Source organism: Ruegeria sp. BB9, from assembly GCF_056539345.1.
In genome coordinates, this window is sequence record NZ_JBQFUU010000001.1 from 94,382 (window position 1) to 113,177 (window position 18,796).

Annotated in this window: 10 protein-coding genes; 2 read left to right on the top strand and 8 right to left on the bottom strand. The window is 62.1% G+C overall.

Annotated features, from left to right (window positions below):
* Positions 1-49: 49 nt before the first annotated feature.
* From ACR0FC_RS00495 to xdhA, 4 genes are read right to left on the bottom strand one after another with little or no spacing between them, the layout of a single operon-like run.
* The gene (locus tag ACR0FC_RS00495; RefSeq protein ID WP_170337476.1) at positions 50-1,567 is read right to left on the bottom strand and encodes an ABC transporter ATP-binding protein; all 1,518 of its coding nucleotides are present in this window, start codon (positions 1,565-1,567) and stop codon (positions 50-52) included.
* Positions 1,564-2,499: a xanthine dehydrogenase accessory protein XdhC gene (gene xdhC, locus ACR0FC_RS00500; RefSeq protein WP_170337477.1), complete on the bottom strand. Its 936-nt coding sequence runs from the start codon at positions 2,497-2,499 to the stop codon at positions 1,564-1,566. Before xdhC ends, ACR0FC_RS00495 begins: the two co-directional genes overlap by 4 nt.
* Positions 2,499-4,901, bottom strand: a complete 2,403-nt coding sequence (xdhB, locus tag ACR0FC_RS00505; protein WP_170337478.1) for a xanthine dehydrogenase molybdopterin binding subunit — start codon at positions 4,899-4,901, stop codon at positions 2,499-2,501. Before xdhB ends, xdhC begins: the two co-directional genes overlap by 1 nt.
* Entirely contained in the window at positions 4,898-6,259 is a 1,362-nt protein-coding gene (gene xdhA / locus ACR0FC_RS00510; protein WP_170337479.1) for a xanthine dehydrogenase small subunit, read from the bottom strand. Before xdhA ends, xdhB begins: the two co-directional genes overlap by 4 nt.
* Before the next feature lie 345 nt (positions 6,260-6,604).
* Here xdhA and dnaE point away from each other — a divergent pair, with 345 nt between their 5' ends.
* Complete coding sequence (dnaE, locus tag ACR0FC_RS00515) at positions 6,605-10,105, top strand: DNA polymerase III subunit alpha (protein WP_170337480.1); 3,501 nt, start codon at positions 6,605-6,607, stop codon at positions 10,103-10,105.
* A 24-nt stretch (positions 10,106-10,129) separates the two neighbouring features.
* Here dnaE and ACR0FC_RS00520 read toward each other — a convergent pair whose 3' ends face one another.
* From ACR0FC_RS00520 to ACR0FC_RS00530, 3 genes are all read right to left on the bottom strand, one after another.
* A complete protein-coding gene (locus ACR0FC_RS00520; protein ID WP_170337481.1) occupies positions 10,130-14,221 on the bottom strand; it encodes a translocation/assembly module TamB domain-containing protein in 4,092 nt (1,363 codons plus the stop codon).
* Positions 14,218-15,900 carry an autotransporter assembly complex protein TamA gene (locus tag ACR0FC_RS00525; RefSeq protein WP_480656755.1) on the bottom strand — a complete coding sequence of 561 codons (1,683 nt, stop codon included), beginning with the start codon at positions 15,898-15,900 and terminating at the stop codon, positions 14,218-14,220. Before ACR0FC_RS00525 ends, ACR0FC_RS00520 begins: the two co-directional genes overlap by 4 nt.
* Positions 15,901-16,176: 276 nt before the next feature.
* The gene (locus ACR0FC_RS00530) at positions 16,177-17,400 is read right to left on the bottom strand and encodes a urate hydroxylase PuuD (protein WP_170337483.1); all 1,224 of its coding nucleotides are present in this window, start codon (positions 17,398-17,400) and stop codon (positions 16,177-16,179) included.
* A 95-nt stretch (positions 17,401-17,495) separates the two neighbouring features.
* On the opposite strand from ACR0FC_RS00530, the gene ACR0FC_RS00535 reads away from it, so the two are divergent.
* Positions 17,496-18,410 carry a LysR family transcriptional regulator gene (locus ACR0FC_RS00535; RefSeq protein WP_170337484.1) on the top strand — a complete coding sequence of 305 codons (915 nt, stop codon included), beginning with the start codon at positions 17,496-17,498 and terminating at the stop codon, positions 18,408-18,410.
* Positions 18,411-18,414: 4 nt separating this feature from the next.
* Here the strand turns inward: ACR0FC_RS00535 and uraH are convergent, their stop codons facing one another.
* On the bottom strand, positions 18,415-18,771 hold the full coding sequence (gene uraH / locus ACR0FC_RS00540; RefSeq protein ID WP_170337485.1) for a hydroxyisourate hydrolase: 357 nt from the start codon (positions 18,769-18,771) through the stop codon (positions 18,415-18,417).
* Positions 18,772-18,796: the final 25 nt, after the last annotated feature.

Consider the following 18,796-nt stretch of genomic DNA (forward strand, 5'->3'; position numbering starts at 1 on the left):
CAAAGTCTTCGTCTTTTTTGGATTCTTGCGCCAGAGGCGGCACCGTAGGTTACACATGGGCCACCTCCATCCCATGCGCGCCGCCCATCATCAGACCGATCTCTTCGACTGTCAGGCCAGTTGTGGGTCGCGGAGCGCTGAGGCGCCCTTCGTTCAGGGCGGCGAAACTGTCGGAGATCTCCATCAGTTCATCCAGATCCTGGCTGATGCAGACCACCGCCGTTCCCTTGGCCGCAAGGTCCAGAATGGCCTGACGGATCGCAGCGGCTGCGGCGGCGTCGACGCCCCAGGTCGGCTGGTTCACGACCAGCACTTCGGGGTTTTGCAGGACTTCCCGGCCGATGACGAATTTCTGCAGGTTGCCGCCCGACAGCGACCGCGCGGCGTTTTCCGGCCCCGGGGTCCGCACGTCGAATGCCTGAATGATCTTTTCCGCAAACACGCGGGTGTCGGCCCATTTCAAAAAACCGTTCTTCTCCAGAGACTCGCGCACCGAACCGGTCAGCAGAGCGTTTTCCGTCAGGCTCATGTCCGGCGCCGCGGCATGTCCCAACCGCTCTTCTGGGGCCGTCAGCACACCCAGTCTGCGCCGGGCCGTCGGGCCCAGTTTGCCGATCGGCTGGCCGTTGAAGCGGATCGCATCCGCGTCCGTCAGGATTTCACCGGACAGAACGCCCAGCAGTTCGTCCTGACCGTTGCCGGCCACGCCGCCGATGCCAAGGACTTCGCCCTTGCGGACGGTCAGGTGCACGTTCTTCAGCGCGGTCCCGAATTCGGAAGGGGACGGAACCGAAAGCCCGGTAACATCCAGCGCGACGGGTCCGAACTCGCGCCCAGACCGTTCAGGGGTCTGAAGGGCTGATCCCACCATCATTTCGGCCATGTCGCGGGCGGATGTTTCGCTGGGTGTGCATTCACCCACATTCTTGCCCAGCCGCAGAATGGTGGCGTGGTCGCACAGCGTGCGGATTTCCTCCAGCTTGTGCGAGATGTACAGGATCGAGGTTCCCTCCGACCGCAGCTTTTTCAGTGTTTCGAACAGGATATCTACCTCTTGCGGGGTAAGAACCGAGGTGGGTTCGTCCATGATCAGCAGCTTGGGGTCCTGCAGCAGGCAGCGGATGATCTCGACCCGCTGGCGTTCACCGGCGGACAGGTCACCAACCCGACGATACGGATCCAGTGGCAGGCCATAGGTCTCCGAGACCTCGCGAATGCGCGAAGCCAGATCACCCATCGGCGGCGGGCTTTCCATGCCCAAGGCGATGTTTTCGGCCACGTTCAGCGCGTCAAACAGCGAAAAATGTTGGAACACCATGGCAATGCCGTCGGCACGGGCCGCGCGCGGCTCGGCCGGCGCATAGGGTTGGCCGCGCAACAGCATCGTGCCGCTGTCCGGCTTGACCAACCCGTAGATCATCTTCACCAGCGTGGATTTTCCTGCGCCGTTTTCGCCCAGCAGGGCGTGAACTTCGCCCTCACCGATGTCAAAGGACACTTGGTCGTTGGCCACGACGCCGGGATAGGCCTTGGTCAACCCCTGCAAGCTCAGTAGTGGAGTGGTCACGCGCTCTGGTCCTTCTTCAAGTCGTTCTGTCGGGCGGGGCGCAGGATTTGCGCTGCCACACCAACTGCGATCATCTGCGGGTGCTTGCCCAACGATGGGTCACCGATCGGGCAGGTGATCCGGGCGATCTGAGCCGGTGAATGACCCAGCGCAGCCAGGCGCGAGCGGAATCGCGCCCATTTCGTAGCCGAGCCGATCAGCCCGGCAAAGTGAAAACCGTGCGTCAATAGCCGGTTGCACAGTTCCAGATCCAGATTGTGTGAATAAGTCAGCACCAAGTGCTCGGCTTGAACCGGTGCGTGGTGCACGAGGTCGGCCGGGTTCGCTGCCGGAACCACGGTTACATCTGCTGGGATGCCAGCTGGAAACCGATCGGCGGCGGTGTCTACCCAAGTGATGGCAAGATCGGGGAGAGGCGACAGCACATCCACCAGCGCCCGTCCGACATGACCGGCCCCCCAGATCCACAATCGGCGGGTCGGTGTGTGCACCGGTTCGATCATCCAGCTGTCAAGCAATTGCGGTTCAGGCGCGATACCCTGTGCGCGTGCGGTTGCCAGCAGCCGCTTGACCGACAATGGCATGTCACCACCGGCAGTCGGGCGTGCGATGACGGTGTCGTCCAGGGCCTCGACGGACTTCAGGTCATAGACCTCGCTCAGCAGCGTTACGGCACCGCCGCAGCATTGCCCGAGGTCGGGACCCAGCGCATGGCGGGACAGGCGGGTTGGGCTTTGCTGAACCCGGGCGGCCTCAGCCGCCTGATACTCCAGCGTGCCGCCCCCGATCGTGCCGGATTGCCCGCCCTTCCAGACCAGCATCGCGGCGCCGACCTCGCGCGGGGACGAGCCTCGGATTGCGGCAATGACCACGCGGGTCACCTTGCCATGCGTTTTGACCGCCTCCCTCAAAGTCTGCCGGTCAAATCCCATCAGGTGTCTCCACGCATGCGTTGAACGGCGGTCCAGACCTCTTCGGCGGTGGCTGGGGCATTGATCGCCGGATACCCGTCACCGCAGGCCGCAACCGCGTTCGACAGCGCCAACCAGGCCGAGATGCCCAGCATGAAGGGCGGCTCGCCCACCGCTTTTGAGCGATAGATCGTGTCCTCGCGGTTCCGGCAGTCCCAAAGTGCGACATTGAAGATGTCGGGGCGGTCCGAACAGGCAGGAATCTTGTAGGTCGATGGCGCATGGGTGCGCAGCCGGCCCTTGTCGTCCCAGACCAGCTCCTCGGTCGTCAACCAGCCCGCGCCTTGCACATAGCCGCCTTCGACCTGCCCGATATCCAGCGCAGGGTTCAGCGAAGCACCTGCGTCATGCAGGATATCCGTCCGAAGGATGCGGTTCTCGCCGGTCAGAGTGTCCACGGCGACTTCGGTCACCGAAGCTCCGTAGGCGAAGTAGAAGAACGGGCGCCCGCGTCCGGCGATTCGGTCCCATTCGATCTTGGGGGTCTTGTAGAACCCGGTTGCCGACAGGCTGATGCGCCCCTGATAGGCCAGCGCCGCGGCTTCGGCAAAGCTATAGCTTTCCTCGCCCAAGCTGACCCGGCCATCGGCAAATACGACCGCCGATGGATCGGTCTGATGCCGCTCGGCCAGATAGGCGGCCATCCGGTCGCGGATCGTGTCACAGGCGGCCTTGACCGCCATCCCGTTCAGGTCGCTGCCCGACGAGGCCGCCGTGGCCGAGGTATTCGGCACCTTCGCGGTATCGGTCGCGGTGATCTTCACCATCTCCAGCGGAATGCCGAACCGCGCGGCCGCCACCTGCGCCACTTTCTGGAACAGGCCCTGGCCCATCTCGGTGCCGCCATGGTTCAGGTGGACCGAGCCGTCCTGGTAGACATGCACCAACGCCCCGGCCTGGTTCAGATGGGTCAGCGTGAAGGAAATCCCGAACTTGACCGGTGAAAAGGCGATGCCCTTCTTGATCACGCGGTTTTCGGCATTCCACTTCTCGACCGCTGCCTTGCGGGCTGCGTAATCGCAGGACTCCAGCAAGGCTTCGGTCATGGGATGCAGCTCGAAATCGGTGACTTCCATGCCGTAGGGGGTGGTGTTTCCACCCGCGGGAACGGGGCGCACCACCGAGCGGCCGGTTTCGACTGCGCCGCGGCTGGTCAGATCTTCATGCGGGTCCGGGTGGCCCAGCTGCTTGTCCCGCACCGGTTCTTCAACGCCTGCGTGCGCCGGTTCATAGTAGTTCCGCCGCCGCAGCTCGACCGGGTCCAGACCCAGCACATGCGCGGCGTGATCCATCACCCGCTCGATCCCCACCATGCCCTGCGGCCCGCCAAAGCCGCGATAGGCGGTTGCGGACTGTGTGTTGGTCTTCAGTCGATGGCTCTCGATCCGCGCGTTGGGCAGAAGGTAGGCGTTGTCGGAATGCAGCATCGCGCGGTCGGCGACCGGCAGCGACAGGTCCTGCGCCCAACCGCAGATGGCGTAGTGCAGGAAGGAAACACCCTGAATGTGGCCGTTTTCGTCAAAGCCGGCTTTGTAGCTGATGCGGAAGGCGTGGCGCTTGCCGGTGATGGTCATGTCATCATCGCGGTCATAGCGCATCTTGCAGGCTCGACCGGTTGCCCGTGCCGCAACTGCGCAGGCCACAGCCAGCGCGTTGCCCTGGCTTTCCTTGCCACCGAACCCGCCGCCCATCCGCCGGGTTTCGACCCGCACCGCGTGCATGGGAACGCCCAAAGCATCAGCTACCTTGTGTTGAATCTCGGTCGGATGCTGGGTCGAGGAATGCACTAGCATGTCGCCGCCTTCGTGCGGCACCGCCAGCGCGGCCTGACCTTCCAGGTAGAAATGCTCCTGCCCGCCGATCTCGAACGTGCCTTCGACCACATGCGCCGCCTGCGTGATGGCGGTTTCCGCATCACCTTTGGCATAGATGCGGGGGCCGTCCTCGAACCGGCTGTCTGCGGCCAAGGCCTCCTCGATGGTCAGGATCGGCGTTTCCTCGGCATAGTCGATCCTGCCCAACCGCGCGGCTTTGCGCGCCGCCAGATGGCTGGTGGCGACAACCAGAAACACGGGCTGGCCCACATAGTTCACCGTCCCATCCGCCAGCAGCGGCTCGTCATGGATCGAGGGCGAGACGTCATTGGCAAAGGGCAGATCTTCGGCCGTCATCACCAAAACGACTCCCGGGGCCGCACGGACATCTGACAGGTCCATCGCCGTGATCCGGCCCTTGGAGATCGGGCTCAGGCCGAACGCCAGATGCAGCGTTCCCTTGGGCGTCGGAATGTCGTCAACATAACGGGCGGTTCCCGACACATGCAGGGGTGCCGCGTCATGGGGCAGGGGCTTGGTCACGCTCATGCCGAAACCTCCAGCACATTGGTCAGCTCGCCCTGATCTTCTAGGAAATAGCGTTCGAGCATGGCCTTTGCGGTCTCCAGCCGGTAGCGGGCCGAGGCACGCATGTCGCTCATCGGGGAATAGTCCTCGGCAAAGGCCGGCAAGGCGCTTTGAACCGTTTCCGCCGTCCACGGGCGACCGGTCAGCGCGGCCTCAACCTGTGTCGCGCGTTTCGGCACACCGGCCATTCCGCCAAAGGCGATCCGGGCTTGCGAGACGACGCCGTCCGAAACGGTGATGTTGAAACAACCGCAGACGGCCGAGATATCCTGATCGAACCGTTTGCTCAGCTTGTAGCATTTCAGCCGATCGGGTTGGCGCATAAAGCTGACCGCTTCCACGAACTCGCCGGGCGCGCGATCCTGCTTGCCGTAATCAACAAAGAAATCCTCCAGCGGGATCGCCCGCCTCTCGTCGCCCTTGCGCAGGTGCAATGTGGCCCCCAGCGCGATCAGTGCGGGCGGATTGTCTCCAATGGGAGAGCCGTTGGCGATGTTGCCGCCCACCGTAGCCGCGTGGCGCACTTGAACGCTGGCATAGCGCCGGATCATCTCGGCATAGGACGGATGCAGATCGGCCATCGCCGCGCCCATGCGGTTCATGTCCACCATCGCGCCGATGCGCACTTCGTCTTCGGTGACCGAGATCTCTTTCAGATCATCGCATCCGCCCAGAAAGATCACCGGGTCCAGGTTCCGCAGTTGCTTGGTGACCCAGAGGCCGACATCGGTGGCACCCGCGATCAAAGTTGCACCGGGATGGGCGGCAAAGACTTTGGCCAGTTCGTCGGATGACTTCGGCAGAAGGGGCGAGGCCGGCTTGGCCGCAACCGGCTTGTCCTTGACCCAGACCGGCACCGGCTGGTCTTCGACGGCCTTTGCCGCGCGGATGATCGGCGCATAGCCGGTGCAGCGGCACAGGTTGCCGGCCAGTTGCGTGTCGTGATCGGTCGCGCCATTTGCATGGCTCGCCACCATCGACATCACGAAACCGGGTGTGCAGAATCCACATTGCGAGCCATGAAGATCCACCATCGCCTGCTGGACGGGATGGGGCTCGCCGTCGGGCCCGCTCGCCCCCTCGACCGTGCGCACAGCCTTGCCGTGCAGTTGAGGCAGAAAAAGAATGCAGGAATTCTGCGCCTTGGCACCGGCCTCATCCGTAACCATGACCGTGCAGGCCCCGCAATCGCCCTCGTTGCAGCCTTCCTTGGTGCCGGTCAGGCCGCGATCCTCGCGCAGCCAATCCAGCAATGTGGCCGTCGGATCGACATCCGCCAGCTCCACTGTCTCTCCGTTCAGAAGAAACGTGATATTCATTCTTGAAACCCGTCGCCTTACCCGGTTGCGCCCATGGGTGCTCATGTCTCGATGCGACGTAGAGACAGAAGCGGGCTTGTAGCTTGCCTGAAGATGTTAGAAACAGCCTGTGCGCGCTGGCAAGAAAAACTGCCTGCCGAATGTACCATTTCCGATCCCATGCCTTGATATGCACCACGTCATTATTATCTAGGCATCTGAATTGAAAGAGATTTTGGTGTAACGCCGGCGGCGTCGGCTGAAGCACCTTCTGGAATCTCCGAATAATGCGCGGCTATTTTTTCAGCAATCACCCTTAACTGTTCCGTCTTTTTCCCGGGTCGCGAGTGCGATAGCCTGCCTCGTATGAGCAGTACTCCTCGATTCATCCACCTCCGAGTTCACACCGAATATTCCCTTCTTGAGGGGGCGGTGCGCCTGAAGAAACTGCCAACGCTGTGCGAGCAGATGGACATGCCCGCCGTTGCGGTGACGGACACCAACAACATGTTCGCGGCGCTGGAATTCTCGGTCACCGCAAGCGGTGCGGGTGTGCAGCCGATCATGGGCTGCCAGGTTGATCTGGCGTATGTTCAGGCGCAACCGGGGGAAAAACCCAAGCCCCCCGCGCCGATTGTACTGCTGGCACAGTCTGAGACGGGGTACGAGCATCTGATGAAGCTCAGCTCGTGCCTGTATGTGGACAAGGGCGGGCAGTTGCCGCAGGTCACGCTTGAGGAGTTGACTGCGCATGCCGATGGGCTGATCTGCTTGACCGGCGGACCGGATGGGCCCGTGGGCCGCCTGTTGCAGCAGGGCCAGCGTCCGGCGGCCGAGTTGCTGGTCGATCGGTTGGCCGCGATGTTCCCCGATCGGCTTTATATCGAACTGCAACGTCATCCCGGCGAGGATGGTCAGCCCGAGGCCGAGCGCCTGACCGAGCGCGGCCATGTGGAAATGGCCTATGCCAAGAACCTGCCTCTGGTGGCCACCAATGACGTCTATTTCCCGACTTCGGACATGTACGAGGCCCATGACGCCCTGATCTGCATCGCCGAGGGCGCCTATGTCGACCAACAGGAGGGCCGCCGCCGCCTGACCGCGCAGCATTACTTCAAATCGCCGCAGGAAATGGCCACGCTCTTTGCCGATCTGCCCGAAGCGATCGAAAACACGGTCGAGATTGCCAAACGTTGCGCCTTCATGGCCTACAAACGGGATCCGATCCTGCCGAAATTCGCCGATGACGAGGTCGAGGAGCTACGCCGCCAGGCCAACGAGGGTCTGCAGGCCCGACTGGCGGTGATCCCGCACGCTGTCCCACCCGAGGAATACCAGAAGCGTCTGGATTTCGAATTGGACATCATCGAGGGCATGGGGTTCCCCGGTTACTTCCTGATCGTTGCGGATTTCATCAAATGGGCCAAGGATCATGACATCCCCGTCGGTCCGGGTCGGGGCTCGGGCGCGGGCTCGCTGGTGGCCTATGCGCTGACGATTACCGACCTAGACCCGCTGCGTTACAGCCTGCTGTTCGAACGCTTCCTGAACCCCGAACGGGTGTCGATGCCCGACTTTGACATCGACTTCTGCATGGACCGCCGCGAAGAGGTGATCCGGTATGTTCAGCAGAAATACGGCCGCGACAAGGTTGGCCAGATCATCACCTTCGGCGCGCTCCTGTCCAAGGCAGCGGTGCGCGACATCGGGCGGGTGCTGCAGATGCCCTACGGCCAGGTGGATCGCCTGTCCAAGATGATCCCGGTCGAAGGCGTCAAGCCGGTGTCGATCGAGAAGGCCCTGAAAGACGAACCGCGTCTGCGCGAAGAAGCCCGCAACGAAGAGGTGGTCGATCGCCTTCTGACTTACGGCCAGCAGGTCGAGGGGCTGCTGCGCAACGCTTCGACCCACGCCGCCGGCGTGGTGATCGGCGACCGGCCGCTGGACGAGCTGGTGCCGCTCTATCAGGACCCCCGCTCGGACATGCCTGCCACCCAGTTCAACATGAAATGGGTCGAACAGGCCGGTCTGGTGAAATTCGACTTTCTGGGCCTCAAAACTCTGACGGTCATCCAGAACGCTATTGACCTGATCTTCAAGTCCGGGCGGCCATTGCACGTGGCGGCCGACGGTCGGCAACTTTATGAGCCGGCCGAGGGGGCCGAGAACCAGATCAACGCCATCCCGCTGGATGACCCGGCCACTTACAAGCTTTATTCCGCGGCCAAGACCGTGGCGGTGTTCCAGGTTGAAAGCTCGGGCATGATGGATGCGCTCAAGCGCATGAAACCCACCTGCATCGAGGACATCGTGGCGCTTGTCGCGCTCTACCGCCCCGGCCCGATGGAGAACATCCCGACCTATTGCGAGGTCAAGAATGGCCAGCGCAAGATCACTTCGGTCCACCCGCTGATTGACCACATTCTGGAAGAAACGCAAGGCATCATCGTCTACCAGGAGCAGGTGATGCAGATCGCTCAGGTCATGGCGGGCTACAGCCTCGGCGGCGCCGACCTGCTGCGCCGCGCGATGGGCAAGAAGATCAAAGAGGCGATGGACGCCGAACGCCCCAAATTCGAGGCCGGGGCAGCCGCGAACGGGGTAGATGCCAAGAAGGCGTCCGAGGTGTTCGACCTGCTGGAGAAATTCGCCAACTACGGCTTCAACAAATCTCACGCGGCGGCCTATGCGGTGGTCAGCTATCAGACCGGCTGGCTGAAGGCGAACCACCCGGTCGAATTCATGGCCGGTGTCATGAACTGCGATATCCATCTGACCGACAAGCTGGCGATCTATTTCGAAGAGGTCCGCAAGGGGTTGGAACTGCCCTATGTGCCGCCTTGCATAAACCGGTCGCAGGCGACGTTTGATGTGGTGGATGGCAAACTGGTCTATGCGCTGGGCGCGCTCAAGAACGTGGGCGTCGAGGCGATGAACCTCGTGGTGCAGGGCAGGGGCGACAAGCCGTTCGTCAACCTCTTTGACTTTGCCCGCCGGGTCGATCTGAAAAAGGTCGGCAAACGGCCGCTGGAGATGCTGGCCCGTGCGGGGGCCTTTGACGAGCTGGACAAGAACCGCCGCCGGGTCTTCGAAAGCCTGGAACAGCTGGTGCAGTATTCCGCCGCGATCCACGAACAGAAGAACTCGAACCAGGTGTCGCTGTTCGGCGAGGCGGGCGACGATCTGCCCGAACCGCGCCTGTCGAAATCGCCCGACTGGCTGCCCGCCGAACGGCTGAGCGAAGAATTCAAGGCGATCGGCTTCTACCTGTCCGGCCACCCGTTGGACGACTACATGCCGGCCCTGAAACGCAAGCAGGTGATGACGCTGGACGAGGTTACCGAAAAGGCACGCTCGGGTCCGTTGATCGCCAAGATGGCCGGTGTGGTCGCCGGGCGACAGGAGCGGAAATCGGCCAAGGGCAACCGTTTCGCCTTTGCCCAGCTGTCCGACCCGACCGGGGCGTACGAGGTGACGCTGTTCTCGGAAACCCTCGAGAAATCACGCGAATACCTGGAAACGGGCGCGCAGGTCGTGCTGACGGCCGAAGCCACGATGGAGGCTGACCAACTGAAGCTGCTGGCGCGCTCGGTCGGGCCGGCGGATTCAGTCGTGGCCGAGGCCGGCGCGACCGGGCTTCGTATCTTTTTGGACCAATCACAGGCGTTGTCGACGGTCGCCAGCGTTCTCGCGGATGCTGCGGGGGCGGCCAAAAACGCCTCGAAAGGGCCGATCCATTTGTGCCTGCTGGATCCAGGCTTGCCGGGCGAGGTCGAGATGGACCTGGGGCAGGAATTCCCGATCAATCCCCAGATCAAGGGTGCCATCAAATCACTGGATGGGGTCTTGTCCGTCGAAGAAGTCTAGGGTGACGGTCCAGACCGACACGTCTTAGTAGTCACGCTCGAAGAAAATCCCGATGCCGGTATCGCCGCGCCCATCTACGGTGCCGCGCACTGTCACGCTGTCGCTGACGTCCAGGTTCAGGTTCACCTCGGTGTCGCCTTCGGTGTTCACGGTGAAATCGGTGTACAGGTTGTCACTCAGATAAGCGCCGGCGCCCAGACGCCCGCCGCCGCCCTCGGTCGCGCCGACGTCGACGGTATCTACGCCCGTGGCGTCCCGAACGCCCTTGGTGGCATCGCCACCGGCACCGCTCAGCTGGGCCAGCGACGCGGCCATCTGGGCAATGACAAACGGGGACAGTTCGGAAAAGCGGTTGCCGAACAGCAGCATGGCCAGCGCCTCTTCGGCGGGGCGTTCGGGGTCCGAGAACACATCGACTGTCGGAGAATCCAGCGGGCCCGCGATTTCCAACGTCGCGGTTCCATCCGAAGTGCTGGCCGAGGATTCGAACTCGATATACGGCGTCAGGTCGCCCTGCAGGCTGACCACGCCCTTGGTCAGCGCCAGCCTCCGGCCAAGGATGTCCAGATTACCGCGGATCAGTTCGATCTGGCCCGATGGGATGACGGATTTGGTGGTGCCCTTGATGAAGATCGCACCGCCCAATTCAGCATTCACACCGCGGCCCCGCACGAAAACCGCCTTGGGGGCCAACAGGCTGATGTCGAGAGAGATGCGAGAGTCCGATTGCGACGTTTCCTCTTTTTCAACCAACTGCGCCCGTTCCCGAGTGACGTAGCTGGCATTGCTTTCGTTCACGTGTTCGATCTTCGGGATCGGCGCGGCCCCCACCGCGCCAGATGCCGCGGCCAGGTTGATATTGGTCTCGCCAAATGTGATCTGCCCGGCCAGCGAACTGTTCCCCGCCAAAGCGCCCGTCATAGCGATCTGGCCGTTCAACGTGGTCTCGTACAAAAGATTGTCGGTCAGGACGAGATTGTTGATTGCAGTTGTGATCTGCGCGTTGAACGGCGGTGTAAGGTCGACCGGGCCACTGACCGTAAATCCGCCTCCGGCGCGCATGCCGCCGCGCATCGAAATCGTTGCGCGGCTGTTGGCAAGGTCTACAGTTCCGCCGATATCGGTGATGGTCTGCCCAACGCTGGGGATCGCCATCGACGTCCCTGAGGTGGTGATCTGACCACTCAGCGACTCCAGCGCCGGCTTGCCCTTCAACGCCAGGTCGAACCGGGCCGATCCGTCGATCTTGTTGGGCGTGATGAAGATGTTTGCAATGCCCAAATTGACGCCGCCCTGTGCGGAGATGTCGGCATTGCCCGAGGCTTCGTCGTAGGTTCCCTTGACTGCACTGCTGATCTCGGCCGGTCCGGCGGCATTGGCATCAATGGTCCACACGCCGTTCTGGCGCGTTGCATTGCCTTTCGCCGTCAAGCTGCCCGGAAACTCGGGCGCAAAACGTTCGACCCGATCAAACTTGGCGTCAAAGTCCAGGTCAGCCGAGCCATCCGTATTTACGCTGCCGACAAGATTGGCATAGGACGTCTCCGGGCCGGTCACTCTGACCGTGCCCTCGACACCGCTGGATGTGGGGGCCACATTCCCGTTCACCTTCAGCGGTCCCGTCAGGGTCTGTGAAACCCGGGCGAGGTCGTCCAACGCGGCGGAGAAGCTCAGCCCGCCGCTTTCGCGGCTCAAGATGCCGGATGCGTTGGCGGACAAGGCTGTCCCTGCAAGCCGGAAGTTGCGGATGTTCAACCCTTCCTCGCCGTTCGATGCGTCGACTGTCAGCGTCGTCTGTCCGGGGATCAGCGCATCCACCGCTTGGATTCCGGTCAAGATGTCCTCTGCATTGATTTTGCCCTGCACGTCGAAGACTTTGCTGCCACGGGCCCCTCGACCGGTCACATCCGCCGTGACCGCGCCCGCCAACGTACGGCCTGCCAGTCCGGAAAAGACGGACAGGTCGGGGGCATTGACCTGCGCCTGACCGTCAAAGGCCAGGTTTCCGGTCGGATCGTCGATGGTTGCCGCGACTTGGGCACTCAGCGTGGCTGCGTCAACGGTCGCCTTGCGGATTTCGATCCGGTCACCGGTGCGGGCCCCGTCGAAGTTCAGGACAACGCGGCCGGTCACAAGCGGATCCACCTGATCCAGCCCGGTTTGCAGGTCTGTAGTCGTCACCTGCGCAGTGCCATCAAACTCAAGGGTCTGCACGGTGCCTTTGCCATCCACCTGGGCCTGAACGGCCCCCGCAAGGTCGCGCTTGGCGAGGCCGGAGAATACAGAGAGGTCCGAGGCATTCACCCGGGCCTGGCCGTCGATGGTCAGATTGCCGTTCGGAGTGGTGACCGCGCCATCCGCCCGTGCGTTCAGCGTTTCGCCGTCGATGGTGAAAGCGCGGATCAGGATGCCGTTTGCATCCCTCTTGGCGTCCAGCGTGATGTCCGTCTCGCCCGCGATGATGGGGTCGATATCGTCCCGACCAGTGGACAGGTTTTGTCCGGAAACGGCCAGCTTGCCGTCAAAACTGCCCTCCAACGGCGAGCCCGCCCCCTCGACCCGGACCGATGCCCGGCCGCCCAGATCCAATTTGGCGACCTCAGAGAACCGAGACAGATCGGACGCCTGCATCGTTGCCGATCCGTCAATCTTCAGACCGCTTTCAAGCCCGCTGACGACAGCATCGGCGGTCGCTGAATAGTCGGTTCCCCCAAGTTCGAAACCCGAGAGTCGGAGCGATTTGTCCCGTCCGTATTCGAACAGGCCATCAAGGGTTACGCGATCGCCCACCGCTGTGTTCAGAGCAGGATCAGCCAAGTCCAAACCATCCAGAGAGGCTTGAAGATCCCCAGTCAGGTCCAGACCGCCGATCTGAGTCAGGGTGCCCTGTGCGGTCACCCGCGTGTGCGCAATCTGGACTTGGGGTGTGACAACATTCTCGGTCGTCAGGCTCAGGTCCCAATGATTGCCGTTCTCGTGGTCGAACAGGGCAGAGAGCTGTGCGGCCTTGACAGATGTGTCTCCTCCACCGAATGGCAGGACCACGTCGTCCCCGGCCGGCGGCGAGATCCTTGCCTGGACGGCTGCCAGTTGCAGCGCCCCGCCTGTTCCAAGGCTGAGCTGCGCTTCCAGTTTCAAAGCTTCGGACGTGATGTCCGCCTCGGTAATCTCCAGCGCACCTTCGGCTCCGGTACGGCCATCGACATACAGACGTGTATCCGTACCGAAGAAGGTATCCATGTTGGCGGCCAAAAATGGGGTCAGGTCGCCGCCCAAGTCGGCGGTAAAGGCAATGCCTTCGTCTGCCGCCCCTTCCGTCTTTTCTATCCCGCGCAGGCGCACCTGGCCCGAGACACGGTCGACATTGTCACTGCTCAGCCCGATATCCGCCGTGAAATCGGTGATCGGACCGGACCCTTTGGCCGTCAGGCCGATGGGTGGGCTGTCCGGTATTTTCAATGCGGTCGAAATCAACCCGCCTGACGCCTCGGAGACGGTCAGGTCCAGGTCGATTTGTCGGCTTTCGTTCTGGAAACCAGCCACAAGATTTATCTGATCTCCGGCCCGGTCCAACCGGTTGATGTCCAGCTTGGTGTCCAGCGCGCCATCGGCCAGATTCAGGTTTCCGTCCACTGAAAGGTCTGCTGCAACGCCTATCAGCGGTTCGCCCAGGGACAACTCGTTGACGCGCAGTTCACCGATCTCGATCGCCACGGGCAGTTCGGGCAGTTGAAAGGGTTCGGTCTCGGCGGTGGCGGCCGGTTCGTCTGTGGTGGTCTTGCCGGGTGCGCGTGCGATGTCGATTTCTTCGGCGGTCAGGGCGTTCACGGAAAACCGGCCGCGGATCAGGGCCAGCCGGTTCCAATCCAGCTCGGCGTTTTTGATGGTCAGCCAGACTCCTTCGTCGTCGGCCACCGTGATCTCCTGGATGCGTGCGCGAGAGCTCAGCGCGCCCTCCAGCCCGATGACCCGGATATTGCGGTTGTCCCCGGATAACGTGTTCTGCAGGAAATCGGTCAGCAGACCGCCACTCTCTTCCTCTTGCGCGGCCACGGGGCCGGACAGGGCAAAGGCGGTTGCCCCGACCGCCAGAGGATATGAAAGGTAGCGCCTCAAAATGCTTGCCCGATCCCGATATAGAACTGCAGCCCGTTGCCCGTGTCACCTTGCACAGGCACCGCCAGGTCCAGCCTTAGCGGGCCGAAGCCGCCCAGATCGTACCGAACGCCAAGGCCCGCGCCCGCGTGGTACTCGGCGCCACTGCCAATGAACGAAGACGTGTCCACGATACCGTAGTCGTAAAACCCAACAAGAGACAGCTTTTCAGTGACCTTGCCGCGCACCTCGCCCGACAGGCCAAGAAAGGACTTGCCGCCGGCAATGCCCGTGCCGACGGGGACACCAAGGCTTTCATAGGGCTGACCGCGAACGGTGCCCGCGCCGCCGGAGAAGAACAGGAAATCCGGTGTGACACCATCCGCCGGGGGGCCGAGTATCGATCCAAGTTGCACCCGCCCGGCCAGCACGATCCGGCCGCCAGTGCCCAGGCTGGTATAGGCGCGACCGTCGAAAAACAGGCGCAGCCCGGTATCCGTGCCCGAGATGCCGACAAAGGGCATGAACTGGCTGTCCAGGTAATACCCGCGGGTGGCGCTGACCTTGCTGTCGCGTTTGTCCCACTCGGACCGGAACGGAATGATGAAATACCGGAACTTGCGGCCGTCACCATAGGCGTCGTCAGCGTTCGAGAAGGAAAAGCCCACAGCCGCCTCGGCATACAACTCGTCCGAGAATGTCCGCCGTGCACCATAGGTCAGCGAGGCAACCGACACGCTGTAATTGTCGGTGTTTCGGCGCTCGAGCAGCGCGCTCCAGAAGGTGTTGTCGTCCGGGCCCAGTCGGTCGGGCTGATCCAGACGCAGACCCAACCGCCCGTCGATATCCTCAGACCCGCCGATGTTTCGGATGGCGGCCTCAAAGCGTAGCCGCTGGGCGCGCCGGAACACGTTGCGGTGGGTCCAGGTGGCGGTCAGGTCGAGACCATCGCGCGAGGCCAGTTCGACCCCAAACGTCAGGCGGCGTTTGGGCAAGTCCTCGAAGGTGGCGTCGAAATCCAGCGTGCCGTCCGGGTTCGGCGTGTCCCGTTCCTGGATCGAGACGGTGCTGAACGTACCAGTCCGCCGCAGCCGTGTGCCGACCTTTTGCAACTTTTCGGGCGAGTAGACCTCGCCCGACGGGAAACCGGCGATTTTCTCGATCGAACTGTGGCGGACATCGGTGCCGCCTTCGATATACATCTTGCCGAACTTCAGGCGCGGCCCCTGATCCAGGTCGATCCGGGCGTCCAGCTGGGCCTGTGCGTGCCGGGCGATGATCTGTTGATCGCGCAGTTTCGCTTTGGCGTGGCCCGCGTCCTTCCAGGCCTGAATCCCGGCCGAAGTCGCCTGTTGAATGGCGCCGGTCGTGGCCAGCTTGCCGGGGGCAAACTCTTCGGGCAATTCCGTATCGGGGGCCAAAGGCTGAACGACTGCGGTTCCGAAATTGTACGCTTTGCCGGGGCGAATGGTGATCGTTGCCCGATTGATCTGCGCAGGAACGCTCAGCGAGCTGAGATCTGCCGCTTCTTTCCCGTCCAGCTTGATGCTGACCGACGGGCCGAAATATCCGGCATCATAGAGGATTTGTACGATCGTTCGGTAATCCGACAACGCGGCTGACAGAACTTCAAGCGGCGTGTCCAGCCCCCGGTTGTCGGCAGTCATGACCGAGGACGTTTCCTCAATCTGCTTTTTCAAGTCGTCCGACAATCCTGGCGCTGCAAGCGATGTTTCCAGTGCCATCGCACAGGTCGGGGCGAGGGCAAAAAACACACCCGCACACCAGTTCTTCAGACCGCCCCTACGTCTGCTCGCCTGCATCAAATGGCTCCACCTGTCCCGGGCCGCATTGATTTGCGCTGCTTGTCGCGGCGCCGCGATCCCTTGGAAACAGTTAGATCATCTCAAACCGCTCAGGCAAATAAATAAACGCGGATTTCCCAGTTCCCATGCGAAGTTGTGGAAAAGCTGCCGCTACAGGCCCGCGTTTCGGAACCAGCGGATAATGGCCTCGCGGTCTTCGGGTTCCATATAGGTGACGTTGGCCGGCGGCATCGCGTGGCTGACTCCAGCCTGCAGATAGATTTGCTCGGCATTGCGCGCGATGTCACCTTCGGTTTCCAGAAGAACACCCTTGGGGGCCCAGAGGATTCCGTCCCAGACGGGCTCGCGCGCGTGACACATGGAACAGCGCCCCAAGACTACGTCATGGGCTTCTTCAAAGCCGCTGGCCTGCACAAAGCGCTCCTCGAACTGTGTCAGGGGCTGCGCCTCGGCCTCTTCCAGCGGTTTGTACATCGGCGCAGTGGACAGCCACATGATGGCGATGAACAGCAGGGCCGTCACAAGCCAGGTCCAGGTCGGGTTGCCGGCCCGGGCGTGGCGTGTGTTGAAATAGTGCCGGATGGTGACGCCCATCAGGAACACCAGCGCCGCGATGATCCAGTTGTATTCGGTCGCAAAGGCCAGCGGGTAATGGTTCGACAGCATCAGGAAAACGACCGGCAGTGTCAGATAGTTGTTGTGGGTCGAGCGCAGCTTGGCGATCTTGCCGTATTTCGGGTCGGGGGTGTGGCCGTTTTTCAGGTCATCCACCACGATCCGTTGGTTGGGCATGATGATGAAAAACACATTGGCCGTCATGATCGTGGCGGTGAAGGCGCCCAGATGCAGCATCATCGCGCGGCCGGTGAAGATCTGATTGTAGCCCCAGCCCATCGCCACCAGCAGAACGAACAGCAGCAGCATAAGCAGGGTCGGGCGCTCGCCCAGCCCCGATTTGCACAGGAGGTCATAGATCAGCCAGCCCACGGTCAGCGACGCCGCCGAGATCAGGATGCCCTGCCACAGTGCCAGATCGGCCTTCTGTGCGTCGATCAGATACAGCTCGCCGCCCACCCAGTAGACGATCATCAGCAGGGCCGCGCCGCTGAGCCAGGTTGCATAGCTTTCCCATTTGAACCAGGTCAGGTGGTCGGGCATCCGCTCGGGCGCCACGAGGTATTTCTGGATATGGTAGAAGCCGCCGCCATGCACCTGCCATTCCTCGCCATCAGCAGGACCGGGGATGTCGCGGTTCAGGCCGAGGTCCAGCGCGATGAAATAGAACGACGATCCGATCCAGGCGATTGCCGTGATGACATGCAGCCACCGCACCGCAAATGCCATCCAGTCCCAGAACACGGCGAATTCATACATGCAAAGCTCTCCGATTGCTTGCCGACACACTAGGCAAACGGGGTTTTCTTCGGTATTCCCGTATATTGTCAAACTGTATCAAAAAAAACGATAAGATGTCCTATCTCGACAATATCCGTACCTTTGTCCGGGTCTATGATCTTGGCAGCATGTCCGCGGCCGGACGCGATCTGCGAATCTCGCCAGCGGTGACTTCGGCGCGGATTTCCCAGCTCGAAGATCATTTGGGTGTGCGATTGTTCCAGCGTACCACCCGAAACCTCAGCCCGACCGAGCAGGGCCGGGCGTTCTACCCCGGTGCGGTTGCGGTTCTGGATGCCGTGAACGAGGCCGAGGCGCAGGTCGTGCACCTGACCGAAGCGCCCCGGGGGTCGCTTTTTGTAGCGGCTCCACTGGGGGTCGGGCGACGGCTGTTGGCCCCTCAAGTGCCGGAATTTCTTGCCGACTACCCCGAGATTGACGTGCGGCTGCGTCTGACGGACAGGTCTGTTGATCTCACGACCGAAGGGCTGGATCTGGCGTTCTTCATCGGTCAACCCGAAGACAGCACATTGCGAATCCGCAAAATCGCGGATTGCCAGCGCGTCTTGTGTGCTGCGCCAGACTATGTTGCGCGCCGGGGCATGCCCCGGACCGGGGCGGAGCTGATCTCGGACCGGCACGAATGTCTGAATCTGCGATTCCCCGGAGCAACCGAGTTCCAATGGCTGCTGCAGACAGCCGAAGGACCCAAACGGTTTGCGGTGTCCGGGCGGTTCGAGTGCGACGATGGCGATGTTCTGACTGATTGGGCGCTGGCTGGGCAGGGGATCGCGATGAAACCCGTTTTTGAAGTGGCCGAGCATCTCAAGGCCGGGCGATTGGTGCCCGTTGCCGTCGACACGCCACCGGTTTCGGTCCAGATGGCGTGTCTCTACACGCATCGGCGTCATCAGGACCCCAAGGCGCGCCTGTTCATGGATTTCATGATCTCGCGGATCGGCGACGTGGTGCGGACGTCGCAGGTCTAAGGGGTCAGCTGCCCCGGTAGGTCGAATACCCGAATGGCGACAGTAAAAGCGGCACGTGGTAATGCGCCTCGGGGTCGGACATGCCAAACCGGATCGGTATTTGATCAAGGAAAAGAGGGTCCTCAACGGCTTGTCCGGAGGCACGTAGGTAGTCCCCCGCAAAGAAGATCAACTCGTAGATACCGGTCTTGAAAGTCTTTTCCGGCAGGATGGGACTGTCGGTGCGCCCGTCCGCGTTGGTTTCCATCTCAACCAGTTTCCGGTGCGAATTGCCGGACACCCGGTACAACGCGATTTTCAGCCCGTCGGCCGGACATCCGCGCGCCGTGTCCAGAACGTGGGTCGTCAGATAACCTGCCACGAGTTGCTCCTGCTGTTGTCTGCAC